Here is a 24,768-nt window from a genome sequence, read left to right as displayed (position 1 = left end):
ACTTTGTCACGATCGAAGCCCCCTCAGAATTAACATGAGGAATAAAACCCCACCGACACCACCAGCAGTTAAACCGATAGGCACTTCAAAGGGATAAAGTACAGAACGTCCGATAAGGTCACAGACCAGCAGTAAAGAAGCACCTGCCAAAGCCACAATGGGTAAGGTTTTTGCCAAGTTTTCGCCATACATCAAGGCAACTAGATTGGGAACCACCAATCCTACAAAAGGAATAGCACCAACGGTAATCACCGTTGCTGCAACAGTGATTGCAACCAGCAACAAGCCAATTGTAGCCATCCTTGCATAGCCTAGCCCCAGACTTGAGGCCATTTCCTCACCCATCCCCAGTACCGTAAAGCGATGAGCAAAAACATAGCTCAGTACCACGATGGGCAAGATGATATAAATCATTTCATAGTGGCCTTGAATGACTCTTGAAAAGTCCCCCATCAGCCAACCTTGCATACTCTGCAAAATATTATTGCGATAAGCATAGAACTCTGCCAATGCACTCAATATGCCGCCATACATCAAACCAATCACGGGCACTAAAACGGTATTCCTAAATTGGATACGGCGAATGATGGCGATATAAATCAGACTGGCAAGAAAACAAAAAAGCATCGCAAACAGCATTTTACTGAGTACACTTGCGGCTGGAATGAGGGTTAATGACACTAAAATTCCAAGCTTGGCGGCATCCAAACTCCCAGTTGTTCCCGGTTCAACAAAACGATTTCGGACAATATGCTGTAAGATCACGCCACACACTGACAAACCCACACCCGTTAATACAATCGTGATCAAACGTGGAATCCGACTTGCACTAAGGGTGAGCCATGCATCACTCGATGCAGAAAATAAATCTGACCATGCGATTTGCTGAGCACCCAGCAGTAAGGATGCGATGCACAACATACCAAACAGCAACAATAAAACGACAGGCATTAGGCATGCTCTCCGACCTGTACATTTTTGCCTAGTCGCCATCCTTTAACCGCCTGCCCCTGCGCTAAATAACGGGCATAATGTCCATGCAACAAGCGTAATTGTGCAGGTGTTCCCTGCTCAATCACTCGGCCTTTTTCCAATACCGCGATGTGATCTGCGGCAGCAATTGTCGAGAGTTGATGTGCGATCACCAATATTGTTTTTTGACCCCGTAAGCGATTCAGCAATTCACAAATAATCGCCTGATTTTCTGCATCTAAAGCAGCAGTTGCTTCATCCACCAAAAGAATAGGTGCGTCTTTAATCAACGCGCGTGCAATGGTAATCCGTTGTCGTTCACCGCCTGATAGTCGTACACCACCCTCTCCCACCATGCTTTCAAGACCATCAGGAAGGCGCGCCAGCATTTCTGTGATGCCCGCTTGCTGGACTGCCTGCATCACCTGATCATCGGTTGCATTGGCTTTACCCATACGAATATTCTGAGCAATCGAGCCCGAAAACAAATAGTTGTCTTGGAAGATTTGACTGATCTGTGTAGTCAGTTGTTCATAACGTAATTGCTTGACATCCACCCCACCTAACAGCACTTGCCCTTGATTGACATCAAAAAAACGAGCAACGAGCTTGGCTAAAGTGGTTTTTCCAGAACCAGAAGCACCAATCAGCGCCATCATACTGCCTGAAGGGATATATAAATCCACCCCCTTTAAGACATCAGGCTCATCCTCTGCATAACGGAATTGAACATTTTTAAATTCAATCGATGCATCATTGGGGCTTGTAGAAATCTCAACTTGTGCTAATGCTTTGGCGTTAAAAATCTGTTGTATGGCTTCAAGTTGACTGCCTGCACTACGCAATACTTCGCTATAGCTTGCAACCTCAAGCAAGGTGTCAATAAATCGACAAACGAGGAGCAGTGAAACGGTAATGTTAACAATGTCTGCCAATAAGAGCTGATTTGCGCTGTGGATGTTTAGCCAAAACACCGTAACAATCAAAAATAGCGCAAACACAATTTGAATGGCCCAACTATTCAATACCGCAGATAAGGACGACATTAAAATAAGCTTTAAACCGAAATGTCGTTGCTGGTCTACAGCTTGATGAATAAATCGGGTGCTACGACCTTCACCATTAAAAGCACGTAAAACGGATTGAGCTTGCGCAAACTCCACCATACGTTGGCTTGTTTCAGCAAAACTCAGTTGGTATCGCTCATCTGTAAAACGAGCAATTTTACTGGTCAATCGAAAGACCAGCACAATCAACGGAAGCGCAACCAGTGCAATCAAGCCGAACACACCATGTATACATAACAATGCGATGACAATGACCAAAGGCGTGATCACACTGCTAATCACAGGGGTAAAAACGTGTGCTGGTAATTGTGCAACCGACATCATGCCTTGAGTGACAAGATGATTGAATTGGGTGGTATTTTGTTGGGTAAACCAACCGACTGGTAGACTTGCGGCATGATGCCCCAAACGCAGACGGGCATTTTCTAAAACAGCAATACCAACCGCAATTCCCATTTGCTCCACTACGCGGCGAAGACACCAACACAGAATGATTGCAAAAAATAATAAGATCAGCCAAAGCGCCATTTGATCAAGATTAGCAAGCATCAATTGAGACAAAATCAACGCCAACATGATCAGGCTCAGGCCACAAAACACAGCATATACAACTGCCATCGCCAGATAACGGTGAAGAATAGTGACATCATCACCCAGCAATTGAGAAAAGGTTTTTAGCATGATGCTTCTCCCATTTGCGTATGAACATGCTTTTCGGTATAGGACCATAATTGGTGATATAAACCTTGCTGAGCGAACAACGCCTCATGGGTACCCTGTTCAACAATTTTTCCTTGATCAAGGACAAGAATTTGGTCAGCATTCATAATGGTATCTAAACGATGTGCAATAACTAAAAGGGTCCGACCTTGGGCAAATTTTGAAAGTGCATCCTGAATTGCAATTTCATTTTCAATATCAGCAGCAGCTGTGGCCTCGTCCAGCACCAATATCGGTGGGTCCAGTAAAATTGCTCTGGCAATACTGATCCTTTGTCGTTCCCCTCCTGACAACTGGGCATCTTTCCCCACAATAGATTGATAGCCCTGCGGCAACGCCATAATTCGATCATGAATATTTGCCGCCTTTGCTGCGTGTTCTATTTCTTGTTGGTTGGCGTTTGGACGTCCGAGAGCAATATTGTCACGTACACTGGCATGAATGAGACGAGTATCCTGCAAAACAAATCCGATCTGTTGATAAAGTGTGGTGGTTTGAATATCGCGTAGATCTACGCCACCAAGCATGATCTTTCCTGCAACAGGATCAAAAAAGCGAAGCAACAGCTGAGCAATGGTTGACTTCCCTGCACCCGATGGACCGACAATTGCAGTGATGGTTCCAGACTTAAGTGAAAAATTAAGATCCGATAGCACTTGATGCTGCGCTGTATAGCCATAGCTGACTTGATGAAAATCAATACTGCTGTCTTTAATCTGTAATTGTGGATTCCCTTTAGCCATTGGCAATACTGGTGTGTCCAATAATGCCAAAATTCGCTGTGCGGCAGCCTGACTAGCCTGTAGATCATGTAATAAGGTATGCAATAATAAAACGGGGGCACAGATGGTTGGTGTAATCAACATAAAAGGCAGTAAATTTATGGGTTTAAGCCAACCCAAAGAAATCAATAGTGTTCCACTCAGCAGTACAACACCTAATATGGTGATCGGTGAAATCATCGCATGGGCATGCGCCATAGATTTGACTAAGGGACGAGTAAATATTCGAAAAGCATCTGCAAAGGAATGAACAGCCTGCTGATAGCCCTGTGAAGCCTGACCACTTTTGCCAAAGGTTTTGACGACGGGTATCGCATGGATAAATTCAACAGCGGCACTATTGATCTGACCGAGCTGAGTGGCAAATTGCTGAATATTATTTTCACTGGCACGCATGGCCTTGCGTAAAAATATGACAAAGCCTAAAAATGGCAACAATGCTAAAATTGCCATGCGCCAATCCATCATCAATAGAAAAATTACAGCAACACTAATTGTGCCGAATGCACGTCCAACAGCGGGATAAAAATGTGCAGTTAAACTATGCAGTAGACCAATGTCATCCTGCATGATTTGTTTAACTTCTCCCGAACTTCTGCCTGTAAACCAGCCTAGAGGAACTTGGGTCAAATGCTGGGTTATATTGCTTTGTAATTGCCCAGTAATTTCATGATCCGCCAAATGCGCGATTAATTCACTGACGGTCAACAAAAGCATGCCGAGCAACAAACACCCGATACTGAGTAACATCATCCATAGGATTTTATCGTCACCCTGTTGTGATCCACCAAGTGTGGTTACTTCGGTAAATATAGTACTGATCACCCATGTAATCGCGATCAAAGGCACCAAGGTGAGCATTGAACCAACCGCTGCTATGACCGAAGCCAAAATTAACTTGAGCCGAATTGGATGCAATATAAAATTCAATGGATTTGAATACTGAGCCTGAACTTCTTTTACATGACTTGCACACATAACAGTAAAAATCCTGTGTCTGATCGTTCATATCCATTCGCTTTTGGTCAGTTGATTCTGCCTAAAACTTCGCTAGATATGCCATCAAACAATAATGAGAATTAATATCAATAGATTTAGTTGCATTGTAGTAAACTAATTAAGCAAAGTAAATGATTTGACCCTCATCCATTCACATGGCAACATTAAAAAATTAATTTTTACGGAATAAATATGTCTTCTCTGAGCAAACCGTCTTCTCGCGGTCGCCCACGTACCATCACCCATGAACGCATCATGAATGCTGGGATTGAGATCGGTTTATTGAACCTTACATTTGTTGGCGTTGCAGCTGCACTTGGGGTCAGTCATATGGCGTTATACAAACATATTGCCAGTTTAGAAGACCTTAAATATTTGATTGCAGAAGAAATTTTTATTCGTTGGGAAATACCGCAGCCTTTAGAAAAAAATCCGATTCCATTAAAACAATATCTGTTTGAATTTATGCATTCAATTCGGGAACTGGTGAAGTCCAACCCTGGTTTTACCCCCTATTTAATTCGTCGCATGGCATCTACACCTTCAATGATTGCCAAAATTGAAAAACATCATCATCAAGTTGCGGCGGCTTATTCTCTTTCTGAAAAGCAGGCGGGCTGGTTAAATGCAACCATTGCATTTCACTGTATCGCGGTTGCAGATACGATTTATTCTGTGGCGGGTAAAGAACCGATTAAAGACACCCAACGTGCCGCTGAAGAAGCAGAAATGGAGGCGGAATTTATCCAGAGTATGGAAGCATTAATCATTGGGGCATTAACCATGATCAATGAAAGAGATGATTTAAAATAACCAGATATCAAACTTTATAGATTCAGGCTGTCTTTAACAGCTGATTCGCTAAGCTCATTGCGTAATGGCGAAGCTACAAATTAAATTTTCCCTAAATTAAAAAAATCAGTCTTGAATGGGCAAGACTGATTTTTAAAAAAGTATAAAGCATGATGAAAAGAACGTATTTATGCAGATAAATCCACACATAGATATTTCATTTCGAGATATTCATCAATACCAAATTTAGAACCTTCACGCCCTAAACCAGATTGTTTAATTCCACCAAATGGCGCAACTTCATTTGAAATAGCACCAGTATTAATACCAACCATGCCATATTCCAATGCTTCACCTACACGCCATTGACGTGCTGAACTCTGTGTAAATACATAAGTCGCCAGTCCAAACTCCGTATCATTTGCCATTGCCACAGCTTGTTCTTCATTGCTAAAACGAAATAATGCAGCCAAAGGACCGAAGGTTTCTTGCTTTGCAACGTGCATGTTTTGAGTCACCTCAGTTAACACCGTCGGCTCAAAGAAAGTTCCGCCTAAACTTGAACGTTTTCCGCCAATTTTAATCTGTGCCCCTTTACTTATTGCATCTGCAATATGTGATTGCACTTTAGCAACAGCATCTTCATCAATTAAAGGGCCTTGAGTTGAGCCTTCTTGACGACCATCGCCAACTTTTAAGTTCGCCACAGCAGCTGTCAATTTTTCAGCCAATGCATCGTAAATGCCATCTTGTACATAGATACGATTCGCGCAAACACAGGTCTGACCACTATTACGGAATTTACTCAGCATAATGCCTTGTACGGCTTGTTCCAGATTGGCATCATCAAAAACCAATACTGGTGCGTTGCCACCAAGCTCCAGTGATAATTTTTTGATTGTTGGCGCACACTGTTGCATTAAAATACGGCCTACTTGAGTTGAACCCGTAAAACTCAGCTTTTTAACAGTATCACTTTCACACAGTGTTTTACCGACTTCAATTGCATCACCACTGATATGAAGCAATACATCTTGTGGCAAACCCGCTTGTACTGCCAAGACTTCTAAAGCATATGCCGTTAATGGCGTTTGCTCCGCAGGTTTAACCAGCATCGAACAACCCGCAGCAATGGCAGGCGCAGCTTTACGGGTAATCATCGCTGCAGGGAAATTCCATGGCGTAATCGCAGCTGTTACCCCAATCGCTTGTTTAATAACCAGCAAACGCTGATTTGGCTGTGTTGGGGTCAGCACCTCACCATCAATACGACGCGCCTGTTCGGCAAACCAGCGAATAAATGAAGCCGCATAAGTAATTTCACCACGTGCTTCCAACAAAGGCTTACCTTGCTCTGCGGTCAAGATTTGTGCGAGTTGCTCCTGATTTTGCAAAATCAAGTTGTACCACGCCCACAACACATCCGCACGCTGCAAGGCTGTTTTTGCTTTCCACATTCTTTGTGCAGCTTGTGAACGGCTAATTGCTTGTTCGACCGCCTGACGATCAGATGCTTTCACCCATGCTAATGGCACATGAGTTGCAGCATCACTCACTTCGATGTAGCCATCATTTAACGGTGGTTCAAAGTGAACATCTGCATGCTGTAGTAAATATTTCAAATGATCTTGAAGCATTTCAATCCCCCATTTCTTATGATGCAATCAGTTATGCTGCAACCAGCGTAGCAAACCCTTGTTTTAAAATAGCGAGACCATCTTTAAATTGCGCTGTTGGAATCGTTAATGGGTATAAGAAACGAATGACATTACCATTGCGGCCACAAGTTAAAATCAGTAAGCCATTTTCCATTGCATGCGTCTGTATTGCTTTTGCTTGTTCAGCTGTTTCTAGTTCAATTGCAACCATTGAACCCAAAGCGCGAATATCGGTAACAATGCTGGTGGTGGCCTTAATTGTATTTAATACTGAAACCAACTCAGCACCCAATACATTGGCGCGATCACATAGACCTTCACTTTCAATAACATCAATAACTGCATGTGCTGCAGCAACCGCAATTGGACTGCCCGCATAAGTACCGCCTAACCCGCCAGGATTCGGTGCATCCATCACATCAGCACGTCCAACTACACCTGAGATAGGGAAACCACCACCTAAGCTTTTTGCCATAGTGATGAGGTCAGCTTTAGTTTCATAGTAATTCATAGCAAATAATTTGCCTGTCCGTGCAAAACCAGACTGAACCTCATCTGCGATCAGCAAAATACCATGCAAGTCACATAGTGCACGTAAACGCGTTAAGAATTCCGCTGGGGCCACATTGAAGCCACCTTCTCCTTGCACAGGTTCAAGTACAATTGCAGCCACATCATGTGCAGCAATATCTTCAGCAAAAATATCTTCGATGCTTTGAATTGCGTCATCTATCGTAATGCCTTTCGATGCTACTGGATAACGCGCATGGAAAACGCCTCCAGGCATCACACCGAAATCACGTTTATAAGGTGCTGTTTTACCTGTCATTGCCATGGTCATAAATGAGCGACCATGGAATCCATTTCCAAAAGTTACAATACCGTGGCGACGTGTATATGAACGGGCAATTTTTACTGCATTTTCTACAGCTTCTGCGCCCGTAGAAAAGAATGAAGTTTTTGCAGGACCATCTATCGGGGCACGTTGATTAATACGCTCAGCAAGAGATACATAACTTTCATAAGGTACAACTTGATATGCTGTATGGGTAAATTTTGTTAATTGTTCAGTAACAGCAGCAATAATTTTAGGATGACGATGACCTGTGTTTAGTACCGCAATTCCACCAGCAAAATCGATAAATTGATTGCCTTCAAGATCCCAAATTGTCGCATTTTCTGCTTTCTCCGCATACCATTGACACATGACACCAACTCCTCGAGGTGTTGCCTGCTGTTTACGCGTATTCAAAGCAGAATGTTTACTGTCCATTTTATATCCTCGATCTTGATTCATACATGATAAAATTTCAGCATCCATATCACCCAATTGATGATATGCAAATGACATGTTGATTTGTCTTATTGTGCGCTTTTATGGGTATGAAACGAGAGCCACTTTAATTAAGTGCGAGAGAGCCAATGTATACACTTGCTCTATTTTTTAAAAAATTAAAATTCAATAAATACGGATAAATCTTGGCTTTAAAATTAGCTGATAAAAAAATGGCACCTTTTAAAAGGGTGCCATTGTTTAAGTTATCCGAAAAACTAAAAACTATAAATAAACAGTAAATTAAGGAGTTTACTCTGCCCTGATGCATCACCTTTTGCTAGAGAATTGGCATCACCACCAATAAATACATCATTTTTTCCCACGATATATTCTGCTGCTAATGAAAATTGCTTTATGTCCATATGTGCACCGAGGATTTGCCGGGTTGATGTGGCAAAATCTGACTTATTTTTATCAAACACGGTATAGCTATAATAAGGGGTAATATCATAATTTCTATAAAAATCATTGATATGATAATCAATATTCGCTACATAGTAGTTGCTTTTGTTGGCAACAAGATATTTAGATTCAAATGAACCAACCGTCGTATAGTCTGTAGCGTTTAATGACTTGGTATCACTACGATTCTGCCCAGCGGTCAAGGTTAAATTCGCCTTTTGGTAATTTAAGCGACCAAAAACATTCCATGCATGACGATGACCCGTTTGTCCATTGCTATTATTTTCCAAATCCGAATACCAATACGATCCCCCCACATTCAATTGAACAGGATAATCATCGAAGTGAATTTTCTGATTAATCCGTGCAACCCACATATTTTTTTCTTCGATATTCTCTGTCGTTGTATTTTCAGGCTCAACATAATTGGCTGCATAACGCGCTGAATCTCCACCACCTCCTGCAAAACTTCCACCATCACGAGCAAAATAAGCCAAGTCCAAAACAGTATTGGTGCTGAGTTGCTGCTGCCAATTGATTCCTAAATTATGCACATCTTCTAAACCGGCATTGTCCAATAAACTCCCGTACCAACTACTGGTCCAGAAACGACCTATACCAAAAGGCATATCCTGTAGTCCAAGCCTAATCCTGCTCGTATCACTTAACTTATAACCAAGATTGGCATTGACCAAAGTTGAAAAATCACACAAGGTATCATTTTGATAGCAGCGATATTCCACGCCACCAAACAAGGTCTTGGCATCATATTTTAAATCGAGTTTCGCAGCATTAAATTTTAATTTATGGTCACTGTCCGAATAATCTTTATCTTGGTAATTCGCACGTACCCACCCTGACACCGTCAGTTTCCCCAATGCCGTATCAGCATTTCCCCAAGAAAGATCCTCAGCATAAATAGCCGTAGATACCGTCATTACGCTGAGCAGCGTAACCAACAAAATCAATTTTACTGGAATATCAGGCCTTAGACTCCACTTCTGGCAGTTCAGCATGCCTCTCTTTTTGCTAAATTGATCTTCGCTAAGTGCATCAAAATATGCAGATGGCTGAAGATCATTATTCCAAGTAATTGCCCCTTGTTGCTTATGTGTAAAATCGCTCACTATCCTGTTCATTATATGATCCTATTTTTGTATGTAGACGCATTTCCTCGCGACTGCAAAAAACTAAAAATGATGTAGCCTTGTTGATATTTACGATTCCCTAAGTTTTAGCAGCACAATCTGAGCTAAAAAATAAGCTTGATTTTTTTGCTTGGGCTTTTAGTCAGATCTGTGTATATTTTTTCTGCCATTTACGGGTTGCTATTTTTCAGCCAGAGATGAAGCAATTTTTTAAACAATCATGGTCTGACTAGATCATTTTGCACGTGTTGACAGTGTGCCCACGAGAGCCATTTTCAATTTGTAGGAGAGAGCCAATTGCGTAGCTTGCTTGGAGATTATTTACTACAACGATTGCAGCAAGATATCGATGGAACCTTGCAGTTACGGCTATTTCGCTGCTTACGCAATGCCATAATCGATGGTGTATTGGCACCTAAAACCCGTTTACCTGCATCGCGTGACTTGGCAAAAGAAATTAAAGTTTCTCGCAATACCGTGTTAAGCGCGTATGAACAATTACAAGCACAAGGTTATGTAAATGCCCGTACTGGACAAGGGACTTGGGTCGCAGACGAATTACCTGAATCTTTTTTAGTTAAAGCAGAAAATCCCCATCAGCCCATTCAAGAAAAAAAATCTCAGCAAAGTTACAGCTTATCTCAACGTGGTTCTTACTTAATCGGCTATTCCGCTGCATCACCCTATCAATGGGGGGCATTTGTACCAGGCGAACCTGATGTAACTGAATTTCCGCATCATATTTTTAGCCGAATTCAGACCCGTTTAAGCCGTGAACCAGAAATTAATCAATTAATTTATAGCAATGCTGGTGGCAGTTTGGAGCTACGTCAGGAACTCGCGGAATACCTCAAAATTGCGCGTTCAGTTCAATGTGATGCAGACCAAATCATCATTACCGAAGGTACCCACCAAGCTATTGATTTAGTTTCGCGGACCTTGACTGATATCGGTGATGAAGTTTGGATCGAAGACCCGGCTTATTGGGGAGCCCGCAATATTCTACGCATTAATGGGATTAATTTACGTTCACTGCCAGTTGACCAAGATGGGATTATTCCAGACCTTCATCCTCAATGCCCGCCTAAGCTGATCTTCGTTACGCCATCTCACCAGTATCCATTGGGTTCACATCTAAGTCTTGAACGCAGAAAACAGCTGATCGCGTTTGCACGTCAACATCAATGCTGGATTGTTGAAGATGATTATGACAGTGAGTTCAGATTTTCAGGACAACCCTATCCCTCTTTACAAGGCTTAGAACCAGATTCCCCCGTCATTTACATGGGAACATTCAGTAAAACCATTTATCCAGCGCTACGTATTGGTTATTTGGTCGTGCCCAAAAAACTGTTTTCACCATTACGCATCGTCTCAGCAGAGCTCTATCGAGGTGGACATCTAATCGATCAAAAAGTATTGGCTGAGTTTATTCGTGAGGGGCATTATGGCGCACATATTCGACGTATGCGTTTACTTTATAGCAAACGCCATGCATTTTTAATTGATTTAATTTACCGTCATTTAGGTCAAGATTTCCTACATGAATACAATACAGCAGCAGGTTTACACCTTATTTTAAAATTACCAAGTCACAGTGATGATGTCTTGATTGCATCGAACGCGCTTGATCAAGGGGTAAAAGTCAGAGCACTGTCACAATACTATACAAAACAATACTCTACTCAACAGAAAGGTCTATTGCTCGGTTTCGCCTGTGTTAATGAACAAGCCATTTTTGTCGCTTTCGGTATTTTACTGAAATGCTTACGTGATGTTGGTATTCCGACGCTCAATCATTAAAAAATCAGAGCTCCATTAAAATTTCATTTTAAAGTTTAACTTCATTTTTACCCGCTTTAAAACCTCAGCACAACCATAGAATATTGTTCATTTTATTGAGCAACTTGATTTTTCTGTACATTTTTTTCTCGCCCTTTTCACATTTTAAAAATAATTGGCTCCTTTGAATAGATAAAAAGTGGCTCTCGTCACCTGATAACAAAAAAGCCAAATTAATCGAATACATAAAAAGTATGTAAACAGTTTAGTCGCCAAAGGGTAATCCTTCCCCTGTTTACAAAATATGCGATTGAGCAAAGTTAACCTCATCTTCATTCAGTGCTTAATCATTTAGCTGCATTTCAAAGGATAGATCATTAAAAAATAGCATAGCGCTCAACTGCAATTATATGCTTGATATTAAGGGAAATAATATGACTGGAAATCAATCTACTTCCAAGCTAGATTCGTCACAAGGCTTAAAAAATGGACTTAAATCCCGCCACCTCACTATGATTTCGATTGCCGGTGTTATTGGCGGTGCATTATTTGTTGGCTCTGGAAATGTGATCTACGATGTAGGACCAGCTGCAATCCTTGCCTACACTTTTGGCGGATTATTGGTTCTACTGATCATGCGTATGCTGGGTGAAATGGCGGTACTGAATCCTGACAGTGGTTCATTTTCAACTTATGCAGACCGTGCCATTGGTCGTTGGGCTGGATTTTCAATTGGCTGGCTGTATTGGTCCTTTTGGACTTTATTGATGGGATGGGAAGCCTTTGTTGCAGGCAAAATTCTCAATAATTGGTTTCCATTTATTCCCATTTGGGGCTATATGCTCCTTGTTATTGTAAGTTTAGTTTGGATTAATTTACGCGATGTTAAAAACTATGGCGAATTTGAGTTTTGGTTTGCCTTAATCAAAGTCATTGCCATTATTTTATTCTTGGTGATCGGAAGTTTAGCCATCTTGTATATATGGCCTTGGGGCGATGCCGCAATGGTCGGTGGTGTTACGTATTTAACAGCTGAAGGGTTTATGCCAAATGGCTTTTCTTCAGTCATTACTGCCTTGCTCGGTGTAATGTTTGCCTATATGGGCGCAGAAATTGTGACTGTTGCAGCCGCTGAAACCAAAAATCCAGCCAAAGAAATCCGTAAAGCATCCAACTCAATCGTATGGCGGATCATTTTATTTTATGTCGGCTCAATGTTGATTACTGTTTGCTTAATTCCACATAACAACCCTTTATTAAAAGATCCAACTTGGGGCACATACAGTGTAACCCTAACAGCACTGGGTATTCCTGAAGCACGTCATATTGTCAATTTTGTGGTGTTAACTTCAGTATGTAGTTGCTTTAACTCGGCGCTTTACACCTGTTCTCGCATGGTATATTCGCTTTCTAAACGAGGAGATGCACCGAAGAGCTTTGCATTGACCAATCGTAATAACAGCCCATGGATTGGCGTCATTTTTTCGAGTCTGTTTTCATTCGTTGCCGTTTATTTTACCGCGACTGAAAGTATGAATATTTATGATGTACTCATGCTGACAACAGGTACAGTATCCCTCTATGTATATCTCGCAATTGCGTTTTCACAATTAAAGTTACGTAAAAAACTCGAAGCCGCAGGTGAACATATTCCATTTAAAATGTGGTTATTTCCTTGGCTGACCTATCTGGTTATTGTCTTTATTATTGGTGCATTAATTACAATGGTTATTGAAGGAACTTATTTTAAAGAAGTTGCATATACCAGTGTACTGGCCTTACTTATCGTAGGTCTTGGGATTTGTGCACAAAAGTTTAATTGGGGCGCTCATCAAGCATCAGAGAATAAGGCTTCACAAAGCAACGTTAAGCTCAGTGACAATAACTCTTAATACAACAGCAGAAATCAGCTTAAACCGATCTGTGAACAACATTTATATTTGTTCACAGATCATTTTCATTGTTTGCTTGCTGACTCAATATTGGCATTGAATAAAGGCGCATTCGATCTACTAAGGATGCACAATAATCTTGACCGCAGATTCGTTGTTATGAATCAAGGTTTCAAAGCCTTGTGAAACCAAATCTTCTAAAGCAATTCTTTGGGTAATAAAAGGTTCTAAATTAATTTTACCTTGCTCAACCAAGCGAATGGTTTCTTGATGATCATTGACATAGGCAATCGTGCCGCGAATATCCAGCTCTTTCATCACCACACTATGCACATTAATCGTTGCAGGATGACTCCAGATTGAAACTATCACCACCACACCCGTCGGTTTCATGGCTGCCACCAGGGTATCCATGACCTTATTGACACTACTGCATTCAAAAGCCACATCTACCCCACGGTCTTGGGTGATTTTCATTACTTCAGCCACAACATCCACTTGAGATGGATCTAGCACATAGTCGGCAACACCTGCTTCTAAGGCTTTTTCTTTACGTTTTGCACTGAGCTCGGTAATGATGACTGTTAAGCCTTTGGCCTTTAAAATTGCAGACAATAACAATCCAATCGGGCCCGCTCCACCAACCAAGGCAATATCACCTGACTGTGCTCCACTTCTTACAAAAGCATGATGTCCGACAGATAAAGGTTCAATCAATGCGGCTTGATCCAAGGGAATTTGGTCAGAAATGGGATGTACCCAACGGCGTTGTACCGCAATTTTTTCAGATAGCCCACCACCGCGACCACCTAGACCAATAAAATTCATATTTTTTGACAAGTGATAATTGTCATGTGGTCCAGTCGGAACATCATCAGCAATGATATAAGGCTCAACCACAACATGTTGCCCCACCTGAATATCATCCACGCCATCCCCTACAGCGTACACCACACCTGAAAACTCATGCCCCATGGTCACGGGTGCAGCTTCACCCGAAATCGGGTGCGGATGACCACACGGAGGAATAAAAATTGGACCATCGATAAATTCATGTAAATCTGTGCCACAAATACCACACCATGCGACTTGGATTCCAACGGTTCCTGGTTGTACCTGTGGTTCTGGAATATCCTCAATACGGATATCCCCTTTATCATAAAAACGAGCTGCTTTCATTGATGCACTCCTCATTCCAGTATTAACGATAAACCATTCCGCCATCGGTCAAAATTGACTGCCCAGTAATATAATCAGCGTCCTCACTGGCTAGAAAAGCAACCAATGCGGCAACATCATTTGGGGTTTCGGCACGTCCTAAAGCAATTCCATCCACATATTTCTGATAAGTTTCACCAACGGGTGCACCAGTAATATCAGCAAAACGTTGATCTATCTCCACCCACATATCTGTACCGACTACACCGGGACAGTAACTATTTACCGTGATACCAGCACTGGCATATTCTTTTGCTGCGGTTTGAGTCAAGGCACGAACGGCAAATTTAGTGGCTGAATAGACTCCAAGCAAGGCAAAACCTTCATGCCCAGCAATCGAACATGCATTGATGATTTTGCCAGCATGTTGGCGCTGTTTAAATTTATCAGCAGCGGCCTGAATCCCCCACAGCACACCACCGACATTGATATTCATAATCCGATTAAATTCATCTGGACTCACCTCCGCCAAGGCTTGGACTTGGGCAATCCCTGCATTATTAATGATGATATCAAAGCCATTTAATGTCGATTCTGCATGATCAATCGCACTGCTGATTTGTACAGGATCAGCAACATCTGCAATAAATGTGGTGGCTTTCACCCCAAATGCTTGAATCTCTTGCTGAACAGCAGTTAACTTTTCTTGGTGAAGATCAACCAAGGCAATATGTACGCCCTCTTGTGCCAAGCGTAAAGCAATACCGCGTCCTATGCCCTGTGCGGCACCTGTAATTAATGCGACTTTATTGTTTAGACCTCTAGGCATGTTGCGACTCCTTAAATATGGATTGCACGTTGCATTGCCGATAAAACCGACTCATGCATCGCCTCAGATAACGTAGGATGTGGGAAAATCACCTGTGCTAGGCTTTCATCAGTGGCTTCTAAATATTTAGCAATGGCAAAGCCCTGAATATGTTCAGTGACCTCATGACCCACCATGTGTGCCCCCAACAATTCCCCTGTTTCTTGATTAAAAATAGTTTTTACAAATCCTGTGGTCTCGCCTAAAGCCAAAGCTTTACCATTAGCTTGTAAAGGGAATTTACCTACATTGATTGTAAAACCTGCTGCTTTGGCTTTTTGCTCGCTTAGCCCAATACTTGCCACCTGCGGATGGGTAAAAATACACCCTGGAATTTGGCTACGATCTAAAGCATGTACATGCGTCAGCCCAGCAATTTTCTCCACACATAAAATTGCTTCATGACTGGCTTTATGTGCCAAGCATGGCGCACCTGCGACATCACCAATGGCATACACTCCAACCACATTGGTCTTACACCACGGATCAACTTTGATAAAACCATGCTCAAACTCAATACCCAATCTTTCTAAACCCAGATTTTGAGTGTTGGGTTGCACACCGATTGCAGAAAGGACCTTTTCAACAGTGATGGTTTGTAGACCGGTTGCAGTTTCAACATGACAATGCACTTGGTCTTTGTCGATTTCGATGTTTTGTACAGCCGCTTCAGTCAAAACCGTCATGCCATGCTGTTCAAATTGCTTTTGCACATATTTGGCAACTTCAAGGTCTTCACTGGGTAGGATCTGTTTGGCAATATCAACCAAGGTGACTTGGCAACCTAAGTCTTGATATAAACTGGCAAACTCGCTGCCAATGGCCCCTGAACCAATCACCAAAAGTGATTTCGGCAATTGTTCTGGGATTAAGGCCTCTTTATAACTCCAGACATGCTGTCCATCGACAGGAACATGCGCTAAATTGGCGGCTCTAGCACCCGTTGCCACAATAATATGCGGTGCAGAAATCTGTTGTTTTTGACCCTTTGTATCAGTCAATTCTAAGCGTTCTTTCGCGATAAATTGAGCGCTTGCATTAAAAACAGTAACTTGATTCTTTTTCAGTAATTGGCCAATCCCTTGTACCAATTGTTCAGACACCTGACGGCTATGACGTACTAGTTGTTGGATATCAAAATCAATCGCACCCAAAGAAAAACCAAACTGTTGTGAATGTTTAAATTGCTGTGCAAGTGCCGCGCCACTCAATAAAGCTTTGGTTGGAATACAGCCCCAATTTAGGCAGATACCACCCAAATGCTGTTCTTCAACAATGGCAGTTTTTAAGCCCAGTTGGGCTGCGCGAATCGCAGCCACATAGCCCCCTGGACCAGCGCCTATCACAATAAGATCAAATTGTGTGTCTGACATGCTCATGCTCCTACACCAAAATCAATGCAGGATTTTCAACAAACTGCTTAAATGCTGCCAAGAACTGTGCGCCTAACGCACCATCAATTACCCGATGATCACAGGACAAGGTCGCGGTCACCATCTGTCGAATCACGATGCTCTCATTTTCAACAATTGCCCGTTTTTCTGCTGCACCTAAAGCTAAAATCGCACCTTGGGGTGGGTTAATAATCGCGTCAAACTGTTGAACACCGAGCATACCTAAATTCGAAATACTGAAACTGCCGCCCTGAAATTCATCAGGCGCCAATTTGCCGGTTTTGGCACGTGTTGCAAGATCACGCATATCATTGGAAATTTGTGCCAAAGACTTGGTATTGGCAGCTTTAATGATTGGAGTGATAAGGCCATTCTCAATCGCTACGGCAACCGAGATATCCGCCTGATCAAACTGCAAAATCTGCTGATTCTCTTCATCAAACTGAACATTGACCTGCGGCACTTTGATCAATGCAGCTGCTGCCGCTTTAATCAGCATGTCATTGATTGACAATTTCACTTGCGGCACAGTGGCATTAATTTGCTGACGTAATCCCTGAATAGCATCTACATTTAAATTTACTGTTAAACGGAAGTGTGGTGCATTGCGTTTTGCTGTCTGTAAGCGTGAAGCAATGGCTTTACGCATACCATTCATCGCAACGGTGGTCACCTTGGCAGTTTCCGTCAGCATTACATCAGCGCTATTTGAGGCAGGTGCAGGGTTTTCACGCTGATAAACTGCTTCAACATCTTCCTTACAAATACGTCCTCTGGAGCCTGAGGCTCGGCAGTCATGTAAATTAATGCCCCATTGTTTGGCTAAACGACGTGCAACTGGTGTTGCCAACACTTGGCTATCATCTGCTTTAGATTTCGCCACTTTACCACTCGGTTGCTGTCGAATATCGGGCCATGATCCACCCGTAGCTTGAACTGCGGTTTGAATGTCTTGCACACTGATACGACCTTCACGCCCTGAGCCTGAAACCAGCGCCAAATTCACTTGATGCTTTTCAGCCAATTTCAAGGCATGCGGTGTTGCAAAAACATCCTCAACATGTTGGTAACCTTGTAATGCCGCAGGAATTACATAGCCATTTTGGGCAACAGCTTTTGATACCTGCTCAGTACGATTCTGTTTAGGCACAACTTGTGTCTTGGTTTCAGGCTGAGTTGCCGTCTGCTTTTCAGTAACCACTTCAACAGTTTTGCTTTTATTGACAATAGGTGCACCAGCCAAAGATTGAGCAAAGGCATCAATTTCAGCATCAGAAACTTGCGCATCTGCACAAATTGCAATGATCCCGCCAACCACTAAAGTATCGCCATTATTGGCAATGATTTTACGCAAGGTACTATCAAACGGTGCTTCAAGGACATTGACGATTTTTGTGGTTTCAATTTCACAAATTTCTTGTCCTTTACTAAATTGCTCGCCTGCTTGAATCAACCACTGGGCAATGGTGCCCTCTTCCATCGACAAACCCCATTTTGGGATTTCTAAAGTTTTAATTTCGCTCATCCTAAGCCTCCAACGTTTTACGTACAGCCTGTTCGATACGTTCTACACTTGGTAGCCATTGTTTTTCTAATACTGGTGAAAATGGCACAGGTGAATGCGGTGGTGTCACCAGTTCAATGGGTGCTTTGAGATAATGAAAGCCTTTTTGTGCAATCAATGCAGCCACATCATGCCCAAAACCACAACGGGCAGCAGACTCATCAACAATCACCACACGCCCTGTTGACGCGACAGATTCTAAAATACCTTCTTCATCCAGTGGAGAAATCGTTCGTGGATCAACAACTTCGACAGAAATCCCCTCCTTGGCAAGCTTATCCGCGACTTCATTTGCACGATGCACCATTAAACTTAGCGCAATAATCGTGACATCGGTTCCTTCACGGGTGTAATTTGCTACACCAAAAGGAATGGTATATGGCTCATCAGGAACTTCACCTTTGATGTCATAAAGCAATTTATGTTCACAAAACACCACGGGATCATCATCACGGATGGCTTGAATCAATAAGCCTTTTACATCATACGCACTAGATGGCACCACGACTTTTAAACCGGGTACAGCAGCAAACACGTTATACGGGGATTGTGAATGTTGTGCGGCAGCAGAAAAGCCTGCGCCGATCATGCCTCGAACCACCAAAGGCGCTTTGGCTTTTCCACCAAACATATAACGAAATTTGGCCGCTTGGTTATACAACATGTCATGACATACGCCATAGAAGTCCATAAACATCAGGTCAGCCACAGGTCGTAAACCTGTTGCAGCAGCCCCTGCCGCCATTCCAATAATTGCAGATTCAGTAATCGGGGTATCAATCACACGCTCAGAGCCAAACTCTGTCCATAGCCCTTTGGTGACACCAAGTACGCCGCCAAAGCCTTCGAGTTTATTGTCATCCGTATTTTTACCGCCATGCCCGCCACGGACATCTTCACCGACAACAATCACACTTGGGTCACGGCGCATTTCTGATTCAATCGCTTCTTTAATCGCGTTTCGATAACTTTTATTTGGCATTGCTTTACTATTCCTTTAGTAAGAGACATAAACGTCGGTAAGAAGTTGAGAAAGTTCTGGATAATTGGCAGCACGTGCTTTTGCGACAGCAGCATCGACATTGGCTTTTGATTCAACATCAATTGCATCCAGCGTGGTTTCAGCAATCTTGCCTTTGACTTTTTCACGGAAAATTTTCAACGGATCTTTATGCTCTTTGACATAATCGAGCTCTTCTTTTGAACGAATTAGTCCTGGATCACCTTCAAAGTGTCCATAAAAACGATTGGTAATGGTTTCAATCACACTTGGGCCTTCACCACGACGTGCACGTTCAATAGCTTTTTGGGCGACCTCATACACAGCAAAGAAATCTGTCCCATCTACTTTTTCAGCAGGCATACCAAAAGCCGCAGCACGACCTGCAATGTCTTTGCTTCCGACTGCATAATCATGCGCAGTACCTTCACCAAAACCATTATTTTCAAAAACAAAAATCACTGGGAGTTTTAAAACCACAGCCATATTCATCGCTTCAAAGGTCAAACCTTGGTTAGAACCACCATCCCCAGTAAATGACAGACCAATTCCACCCGTCTTTAAGGTTTTTGCGGTTAACGCAGCACCAATTGCCAAAGGCGGCCCACCACCAACAATACCGTTGGCTCCCAACATACCTTTGTCTAAATCAGCAATATGCATTGAACCGCCTTTGCCGCGGCACAAACCATCGTCTTTACCAAAAATTTCCAACATCATGCCGTGAATATCACATCCTTTGGCAATGCAGTGACCGTGACCACGATGGGTTGAGGTAATAAAATCCTTGTCGGTCAAATTTTCACAAATCCCAACGGCTACCGCTTCTTCACCACTGTAAAGATGGATAAATCCGGGAATATCACCTGTATTATTTTCATCGTGAAGTCGATCCTCAAACTCACGAATATCTCGCATCCGTCTGTATGCTGCTAGCAATTGCTCTTCCGTTAATTGCATATACTTATTCCTTCATGTTCACAGTTAAAAGTAAAAACCATATATTTAAAAATAAACACTGGTGTTTAAAATTCGTATATTTATATAAAATTATTTCATTCAAAATTAATATTAGACTAAAAAAATATTTCTTTATAAAACACAATAAAAATATTAAAAACAGTACCTTATAAAGCAAAAAATATTTGTAAATTTTTATAATTTTCAAAAACTTAAAAAATCAAACCTTTAACCAACCTTTATTTTATAATATTAATATTTTGCACTCTTTTATTATATTGATAAATATTTTAAATATATTTGACATCATAGATAAAAATGTCATTTTATATTTAATTATTTTATTTAATGGACTATTTAAAATGGATTTAAAAGTTTCAGTTACCACGGGACAAAAACTACGTGGTGCAGATAAATTGGCACGTATTCCAGTAAAAATTATCAGTACTGAACAGATCCCACAAAAGCCTGAATGGATTCGCGCCAAGATCAGCCAGCCTGAAGAGGTGCAACGTATTAAAAATTTATTACGTCAACAAAAACTACATACCGTATGTGAAGAAGCCGCGTGCCCCAATTTGCCACAATGCTTTGGTGGTGGAACAGCGACCTTTATGATTATGGGAGATATTTGTACCCGTCGATGCCCATTTTGTGATGTGGCCCATGGACGTCCCAATATTTTAGATGCTGATGAACCGAAACATTTAGCAGAAACCGTTAAAAATCTAAATTTAAACTATGTGGTGATTACCTCAGTAGACCGTGATGATCTTATTGACGGTGGAGCACAACACTTTGCTGCATGTATTCGAGAAATCCGTAAAAGTAGCCCAGATACGCTGATTGAGATTTTAGTCCCTGATTTTCGGGGCAGATTAGAAGTTGCCCTCAACATTCTGAGCGAAACCCCGCCAGATGTATTTAATCATAATATTGAAACGGTCCCTCGTTTGTACCGTGCAATGCGTCCAGGTTCAGATTATCAACATTCCTTGGAACTGTTAAAACGATTTAAGCATTTACGTCCAGACATCGCAACGAAATGTGGCTTGATGGTGGGATTGGGTGAAGTCGAAGCAGAAGTTATTGTGTTGCTGAATGACCTCAGTGACTATCAGGTGGACTATATCACCATTGGTCAATACTTACAGCCGTCTAAATCTCATGCCCCAATACATCGTTTTGTTTCATTGAAAGAGTTTGAACATTATCAAGCACATGGTGAGTTATTAGGGTTTAAAAATATATGGAGTGCGCCAATGGTTCGTTCCAGCTATTTTGCTGATCGTCAATACAAGGGCGAGCCTGTACCCAAGCCGTTTACACGTGAAAACATTGTCACAGAAATTTAGGATGATTCAGTGTTAAAGTGAATATGGACGCCTAAACATTAAACAATGAGTACTAAAAAGATCACACTGTCTTTTTATTGGTAACTTTATTTAACATTTGTGAGCAGAAAACTCATTTCAAAGCGAAACATTAACTTCTAAAGTGAAATAAATGAATTAATAAAGATGATTATTTTCGAAACACTATTTGTTTGAATATAGCTTAAAATCTGGTGTGATCATCAACTAAAATCACCAGACACAACGACAAAGAATACAAGGTATTAATGGCATAACCATTCATCATAAAGGAATATGATATGAAGCTATTGAATCAATTACAGCCACAAGCGCTTCGTTTACAGACCACACATTTTGTCAATATCGAATCCGTCACTGCTGCGCCACTTCTCGCTTTACCTCCCGAACCAGAACCATCACTGTTTCGTCGTTCTCTTCAACATAATTATGCGGATTTACTAAAAATTGCAGATGATTCTGAAATGGCAATTGGAATCACAGATCATCATGGCACATTACTTTGGACATGGAGCAGCCGTGCTATGCTCTCCTCGGCGGAACAAGTGCATTTTGTCGAAGGTGGACATTGGTCAACACAGGCTGTCGGTACAAATGCGATTGGTTTGGCCTTAAATAATCATCTCTCTAGCTGTGTTTATTCACATGAAAATCAGATGAATAGTGTACAGGATTGGGTTTGTTATGCCGCGCCGATTGTTGATCCTGTATCTGGACAATTTCATGGTGTGATTAATTTATCGACCAAGTACAAGAAGCATACTTCACTGGGTGTATTGGCTGTAGAGCGCTGCGCAGAGTTGGTTCAACGTGCGATTCAATTTGAACAAAAAAACATGCTTTATCTCAAAGTTTTTGGTACACCTAAAGTTCAATTTAACCAACAGCTTTTAACTTTGACCCATCGACAAATTGAAATTCTATGCATTCTTGTGTTACACCCAGAGGGTATTAACCTAGATGAATTGCACTATGCGTTATACGGTGATCGGGACATTAGTGAAAAAACTTTAAAAGCAGAAATGTCACAATTACGCACTTTGCTCCCCAACTGTATTTTATCGCGCCCTTATAAGTTAGTTTGTGAGATTCAAACCGACTTTACCAGAGCTGAGCAATCCCTCAATGCAGGTTTTCTCGCCAGTACATTTTCACTCTACAAAGGAAGTTTTTTGGCCAAATCAGAAAGCCCTTTCTTGACCACATGGCGTGATTGTTTCGATGCGCGTTTAAGTCATCTGATTTATCAAATTCAGGATATTGACCCACTTTTAAAAATTATTAGTCGTCTTCCTGAACGTAATGATGCAATACAACGGGTACTGGAATTATTGCCTGAACAAAGTCAGCATCGCGCGTATTTTTTAAAATTACTTTAGGCTCAATGAACTTAGATATTTTATTGCACAACTTGTAGTACAGTGCCGTTTTGCTCCGATGTTTAAGGCTATAAAGTTGAGTAAAGTAGAATACATCTCTTCAAGCGAGCTATGTTTTTGCTTGAAGTTGTTTTGCTTGAAGTTGCTTTGTATAAAGAAATAATAAATGCATCGATCTAAGATCAATTTTTAAGACCGGCGACAGAAAAGTAGTCTAGATCATTAGTCCTATATAGAAAATTACAAGATTAAAATTAATATATTTTTCACGCAATTAAAATAAACCATTAGCCTGATCAATACTACAACGCCTCACAATCTTACCTCTCTCCGCAATAAATCAATTGCTAAAATTAAAATACAAATAATTTAAACATAAATACTCTTTAAATGATAATGATTATATTTTACATTTAACACCATGCAGATCTTCTCAATCCGCTCAGCAATGAAAGAAAGGCAATTGTGGTTTATTGCTCAATAAATATAGGTAGACTTAATAATGAATAGCCAACAACAAACGACATCAGATCAAAAAATAGTACCAGACCCAAAAACGGTTTCAGACAAAAAAACAGTATCAGACCAAAAAACGATACTGAAACAAGATGATCATATGCGGAATCTGGAAGTCATTGAGATGACGATAACAGCGATGTCCCATCCCTTCCCATCAATTGTACGTATTCGGGGGGAAATTAATACAACACAGCCAGACTTATGGACAACACCTAACCTTGCCATTCGTTTAGAAGTGCATCAACAAGCAGACAGCTTACCTATATCACGTGTATATACCGTGCGTTGCTTTGATCCAAGTACCCGTCAAATTGAAATTGACTTTGTTCTACATGCTGACCCAAGTCCAGCAATGCTTTGGCTAGATTCAGCAAAAATTGGCACTAAAATTCAACTTACGGGTCCAAGACCGCACTTCATCCCCAATTTTACCCCAGCCAAACGCGTAGTGATGTTTGCTGACGAAACCGCCATTCCTGCCGTTTATTCAATTTTACAGCATTGGCAACCGGGGATTCAGGGAGAGATTTATATTGAAAGTTGTGAAGCCAATATTATTGATGATTTGCCAAAACATCATGGAGTAAATATGCATTTGCTCCATCGGGAAAAACCACAGCAAGCGGGTAAATTGGGCATGCTACTTACAGTTGCCGAGCAGTTTAAAGATCGTGAAGATATAAGCGTTTGGGCAGCCTGTGAACGTAATGAAGCAAGAGCGATACGTAAGCTGTTTACCCAACACAGTCATTTGAGTAAAGATGATATTCGTGTAGCGGGCTATTGGAATGTCGGCATGTCCAGCTCAACATTAGATCTGAGCCGAGTCGCATATTATCAAAAACATCTAGAACAAGGTAAAACGTTAGAAACATTTGATGATCTAGATATGCCTGTTTAACTGAAACCATTGCCCGATTTAAATCACCCCATCTCACTTTTCTTAAGACGGTTATTTAGGGGAGTATTTGAAATGGAAATCTCAATTCTTGAGATCGATGTT

18 protein-coding genes are annotated in these 24,768 nt (G+C 41.5%); 6 read left to right on the top strand and 12 right to left on the bottom strand.

Annotated elements, in window-relative coordinates; translation table 11 throughout:
* Positions 1 to 6 precede the first annotated feature (6 nt).
* The 3 genes from ACQ7EO_RS05455 to ACQ7EO_RS05445 are packed head-to-tail and all read right to left on the bottom strand — an operon-like array spanning position 7 to position 4,519.
* Positions 7 to 951, bottom strand: coding sequence for an ABC transporter permease (locus ACQ7EO_RS05455; protein WP_434279093.1), 945 nt, complete (start codon positions 949 to 951; stop codon positions 7 to 9).
* Positions 951 to 2,720: an ABC transporter ATP-binding protein gene (locus tag ACQ7EO_RS05450; protein ID WP_434279092.1), complete on the bottom strand. Its 1,770-nt coding sequence runs from the start codon at positions 2,718 to 2,720 to the stop codon at positions 951 to 953. The genes ACQ7EO_RS05455 and ACQ7EO_RS05450 overlap by 1 nt, the downstream gene beginning before the upstream one ends.
* The gene (locus ACQ7EO_RS05445) at positions 2,714 to 4,519 is read right to left on the bottom strand and encodes an ABC transporter ATP-binding protein (RefSeq protein WP_434279091.1); all 1,806 of its coding nucleotides are present in this window, start codon (positions 4,517 to 4,519) and stop codon (positions 2,714 to 2,716) included. Before ACQ7EO_RS05445 ends, ACQ7EO_RS05450 begins: the two co-directional genes overlap by 7 nt.
* A gap of 213 nt (positions 4,520 to 4,732) precedes the next feature.
* Between ACQ7EO_RS05445 and ACQ7EO_RS05440 the strand changes: the two genes are divergently transcribed.
* Positions 4,733 to 5,353 (top strand): TetR/AcrR family transcriptional regulator, encoded by a 621-nt coding sequence (locus ACQ7EO_RS05440; protein WP_209827401.1) that lies wholly within the window; start codon positions 4,733 to 4,735, stop codon positions 5,351 to 5,353.
* A 167-nt stretch (positions 5,354 to 5,520) separates the two neighbouring features.
* Here ACQ7EO_RS05440 and ACQ7EO_RS05435 read toward each other — a convergent pair whose 3' ends face one another.
* The 3 genes from ACQ7EO_RS05435 to ACQ7EO_RS05425 all read right to left on the bottom strand — a co-directional run bounded on the left by ACQ7EO_RS05435 (position 5,521) and on the right by ACQ7EO_RS05425 (position 9,867).
* A complete protein-coding gene (locus ACQ7EO_RS05435) occupies positions 5,521 to 6,969 on the bottom strand; it encodes an NAD-dependent succinate-semialdehyde dehydrogenase (protein WP_419285445.1) in 1,449 nt (482 codons plus the stop codon).
* Positions 6,970 to 7,000: 31 nt separating this feature from the next.
* Positions 7,001 to 8,263 (bottom strand): 4-aminobutyrate--2-oxoglutarate transaminase, encoded by a 1,263-nt coding sequence (gene gabT / locus ACQ7EO_RS05430; RefSeq protein ID WP_034610616.1) that lies wholly within the window; start codon positions 8,261 to 8,263, stop codon positions 7,001 to 7,003.
* Between the two features lie 278 nt (positions 8,264 to 8,541).
* Positions 8,542 to 9,867: a hypothetical protein gene (locus tag ACQ7EO_RS05425; protein ID WP_419315206.1), complete on the bottom strand. Its 1,326-nt coding sequence runs from the start codon at positions 9,865 to 9,867 to the stop codon at positions 8,542 to 8,544.
* 306 nt (positions 9,868 to 10,173) lie between these two features.
* Between ACQ7EO_RS05425 and ACQ7EO_RS05420 the strand changes: the two genes are divergently transcribed.
* Both ACQ7EO_RS05420 and ACQ7EO_RS05415 read left to right on the top strand, forming a co-directional pair.
* On the top strand, positions 10,174 to 11,679 hold the full coding sequence (locus tag ACQ7EO_RS05420; RefSeq protein WP_434279090.1) for a PLP-dependent aminotransferase family protein: 1,506 nt from the start codon (positions 10,174 to 10,176) through the stop codon (positions 11,677 to 11,679).
* Positions 11,680 to 12,092: 413 nt separating this feature from the next.
* On the top strand, positions 12,093 to 13,550 hold the full coding sequence (locus ACQ7EO_RS05415; RefSeq protein WP_434279089.1) for an amino acid permease: 1,458 nt from the start codon (positions 12,093 to 12,095) through the stop codon (positions 13,548 to 13,550).
* Positions 13,551 to 13,670: 120 nt separating this feature from the next.
* Here ACQ7EO_RS05415 and ACQ7EO_RS05410 read toward each other — a convergent pair whose 3' ends face one another.
* Genes ACQ7EO_RS05410 through ACQ7EO_RS05385 form a run of 6 tightly spaced genes read right to left on the bottom strand, consistent with a single transcriptional unit; the run spans position 13,671 to position 20,494 of the window.
* Positions 13,671 to 14,729: a 2,3-butanediol dehydrogenase gene (locus tag ACQ7EO_RS05410; RefSeq protein ID WP_434279088.1), complete on the bottom strand. Its 1,059-nt coding sequence runs from the start codon at positions 14,727 to 14,729 to the stop codon at positions 13,671 to 13,673.
* A gap of 22 nt (positions 14,730 to 14,751) precedes the next feature.
* Positions 14,752 to 15,537: an acetoin reductase gene (locus ACQ7EO_RS05405; RefSeq protein ID WP_004717552.1), complete on the bottom strand. Its 786-nt coding sequence runs from the start codon at positions 15,535 to 15,537 to the stop codon at positions 14,752 to 14,754.
* Positions 15,538 to 15,548: 11 nt separating this feature from the next.
* Positions 15,549 to 16,949: a dihydrolipoyl dehydrogenase gene (gene lpdA / locus ACQ7EO_RS05400; RefSeq protein WP_004823424.1), complete on the bottom strand. Its 1,401-nt coding sequence runs from the start codon at positions 16,947 to 16,949 to the stop codon at positions 15,549 to 15,551.
* Between the two features lie 10 nt (positions 16,950 to 16,959).
* A complete protein-coding gene (locus ACQ7EO_RS05395) occupies positions 16,960 to 18,495 on the bottom strand; it encodes a 2-oxo acid dehydrogenase subunit E2 (RefSeq protein ID WP_004823425.1) in 1,536 nt (511 codons plus the stop codon).
* A 1-nt stretch (position 18,496) separates the two neighbouring features.
* Complete coding sequence (locus ACQ7EO_RS05390; RefSeq protein ID WP_004717558.1) at positions 18,497 to 19,516, bottom strand: alpha-ketoacid dehydrogenase subunit beta; 1,020 nt, start codon at positions 19,514 to 19,516, stop codon at positions 18,497 to 18,499.
* 15 nt (positions 19,517 to 19,531) lie between these two features.
* Positions 19,532 to 20,494 carry a thiamine pyrophosphate-dependent dehydrogenase E1 component subunit alpha gene (locus tag ACQ7EO_RS05385; protein ID WP_004823426.1) on the bottom strand — a complete coding sequence of 321 codons (963 nt, stop codon included), beginning with the start codon at positions 20,492 to 20,494 and terminating at the stop codon, positions 19,532 to 19,534.
* Positions 20,495 to 20,856: 362 nt separating this feature from the next.
* On the opposite strand from ACQ7EO_RS05385, the gene lipA reads away from it, so the two are divergent.
* From lipA to ACQ7EO_RS05370, 3 genes are all read left to right on the top strand, one after another.
* Positions 20,857 to 21,849: a lipoyl synthase gene (lipA, locus tag ACQ7EO_RS05380; protein WP_434279087.1), complete on the top strand. Its 993-nt coding sequence runs from the start codon at positions 20,857 to 20,859 to the stop codon at positions 21,847 to 21,849.
* A gap of 299 nt (positions 21,850 to 22,148) precedes the next feature.
* Positions 22,149 to 23,246, top strand: coding sequence for a helix-turn-helix domain-containing protein (locus ACQ7EO_RS05375; protein ID WP_004823428.1), 1,098 nt, complete (start codon positions 22,149 to 22,151; stop codon positions 23,244 to 23,246).
* Positions 23,247 to 23,748: 502 nt separating this feature from the next.
* Positions 23,749 to 24,666, top strand: coding sequence for a siderophore-interacting protein (locus ACQ7EO_RS05370; RefSeq protein WP_004823429.1), 918 nt, complete (start codon positions 23,749 to 23,751; stop codon positions 24,664 to 24,666).
* The last annotated feature ends 102 nt before the right edge of the window (positions 24,667 to 24,768 follow it).

The sequence above is a fragment of the Acinetobacter sp. CE-15 genome (assembly GCF_051059255.1).
Taxonomy (GTDB): Bacteria; Pseudomonadota; Gammaproteobacteria; order Pseudomonadales; family Moraxellaceae; genus Acinetobacter; species Acinetobacter guillouiae.
This window is presented reverse-complemented; position numbering and strand designations above follow the sequence as displayed.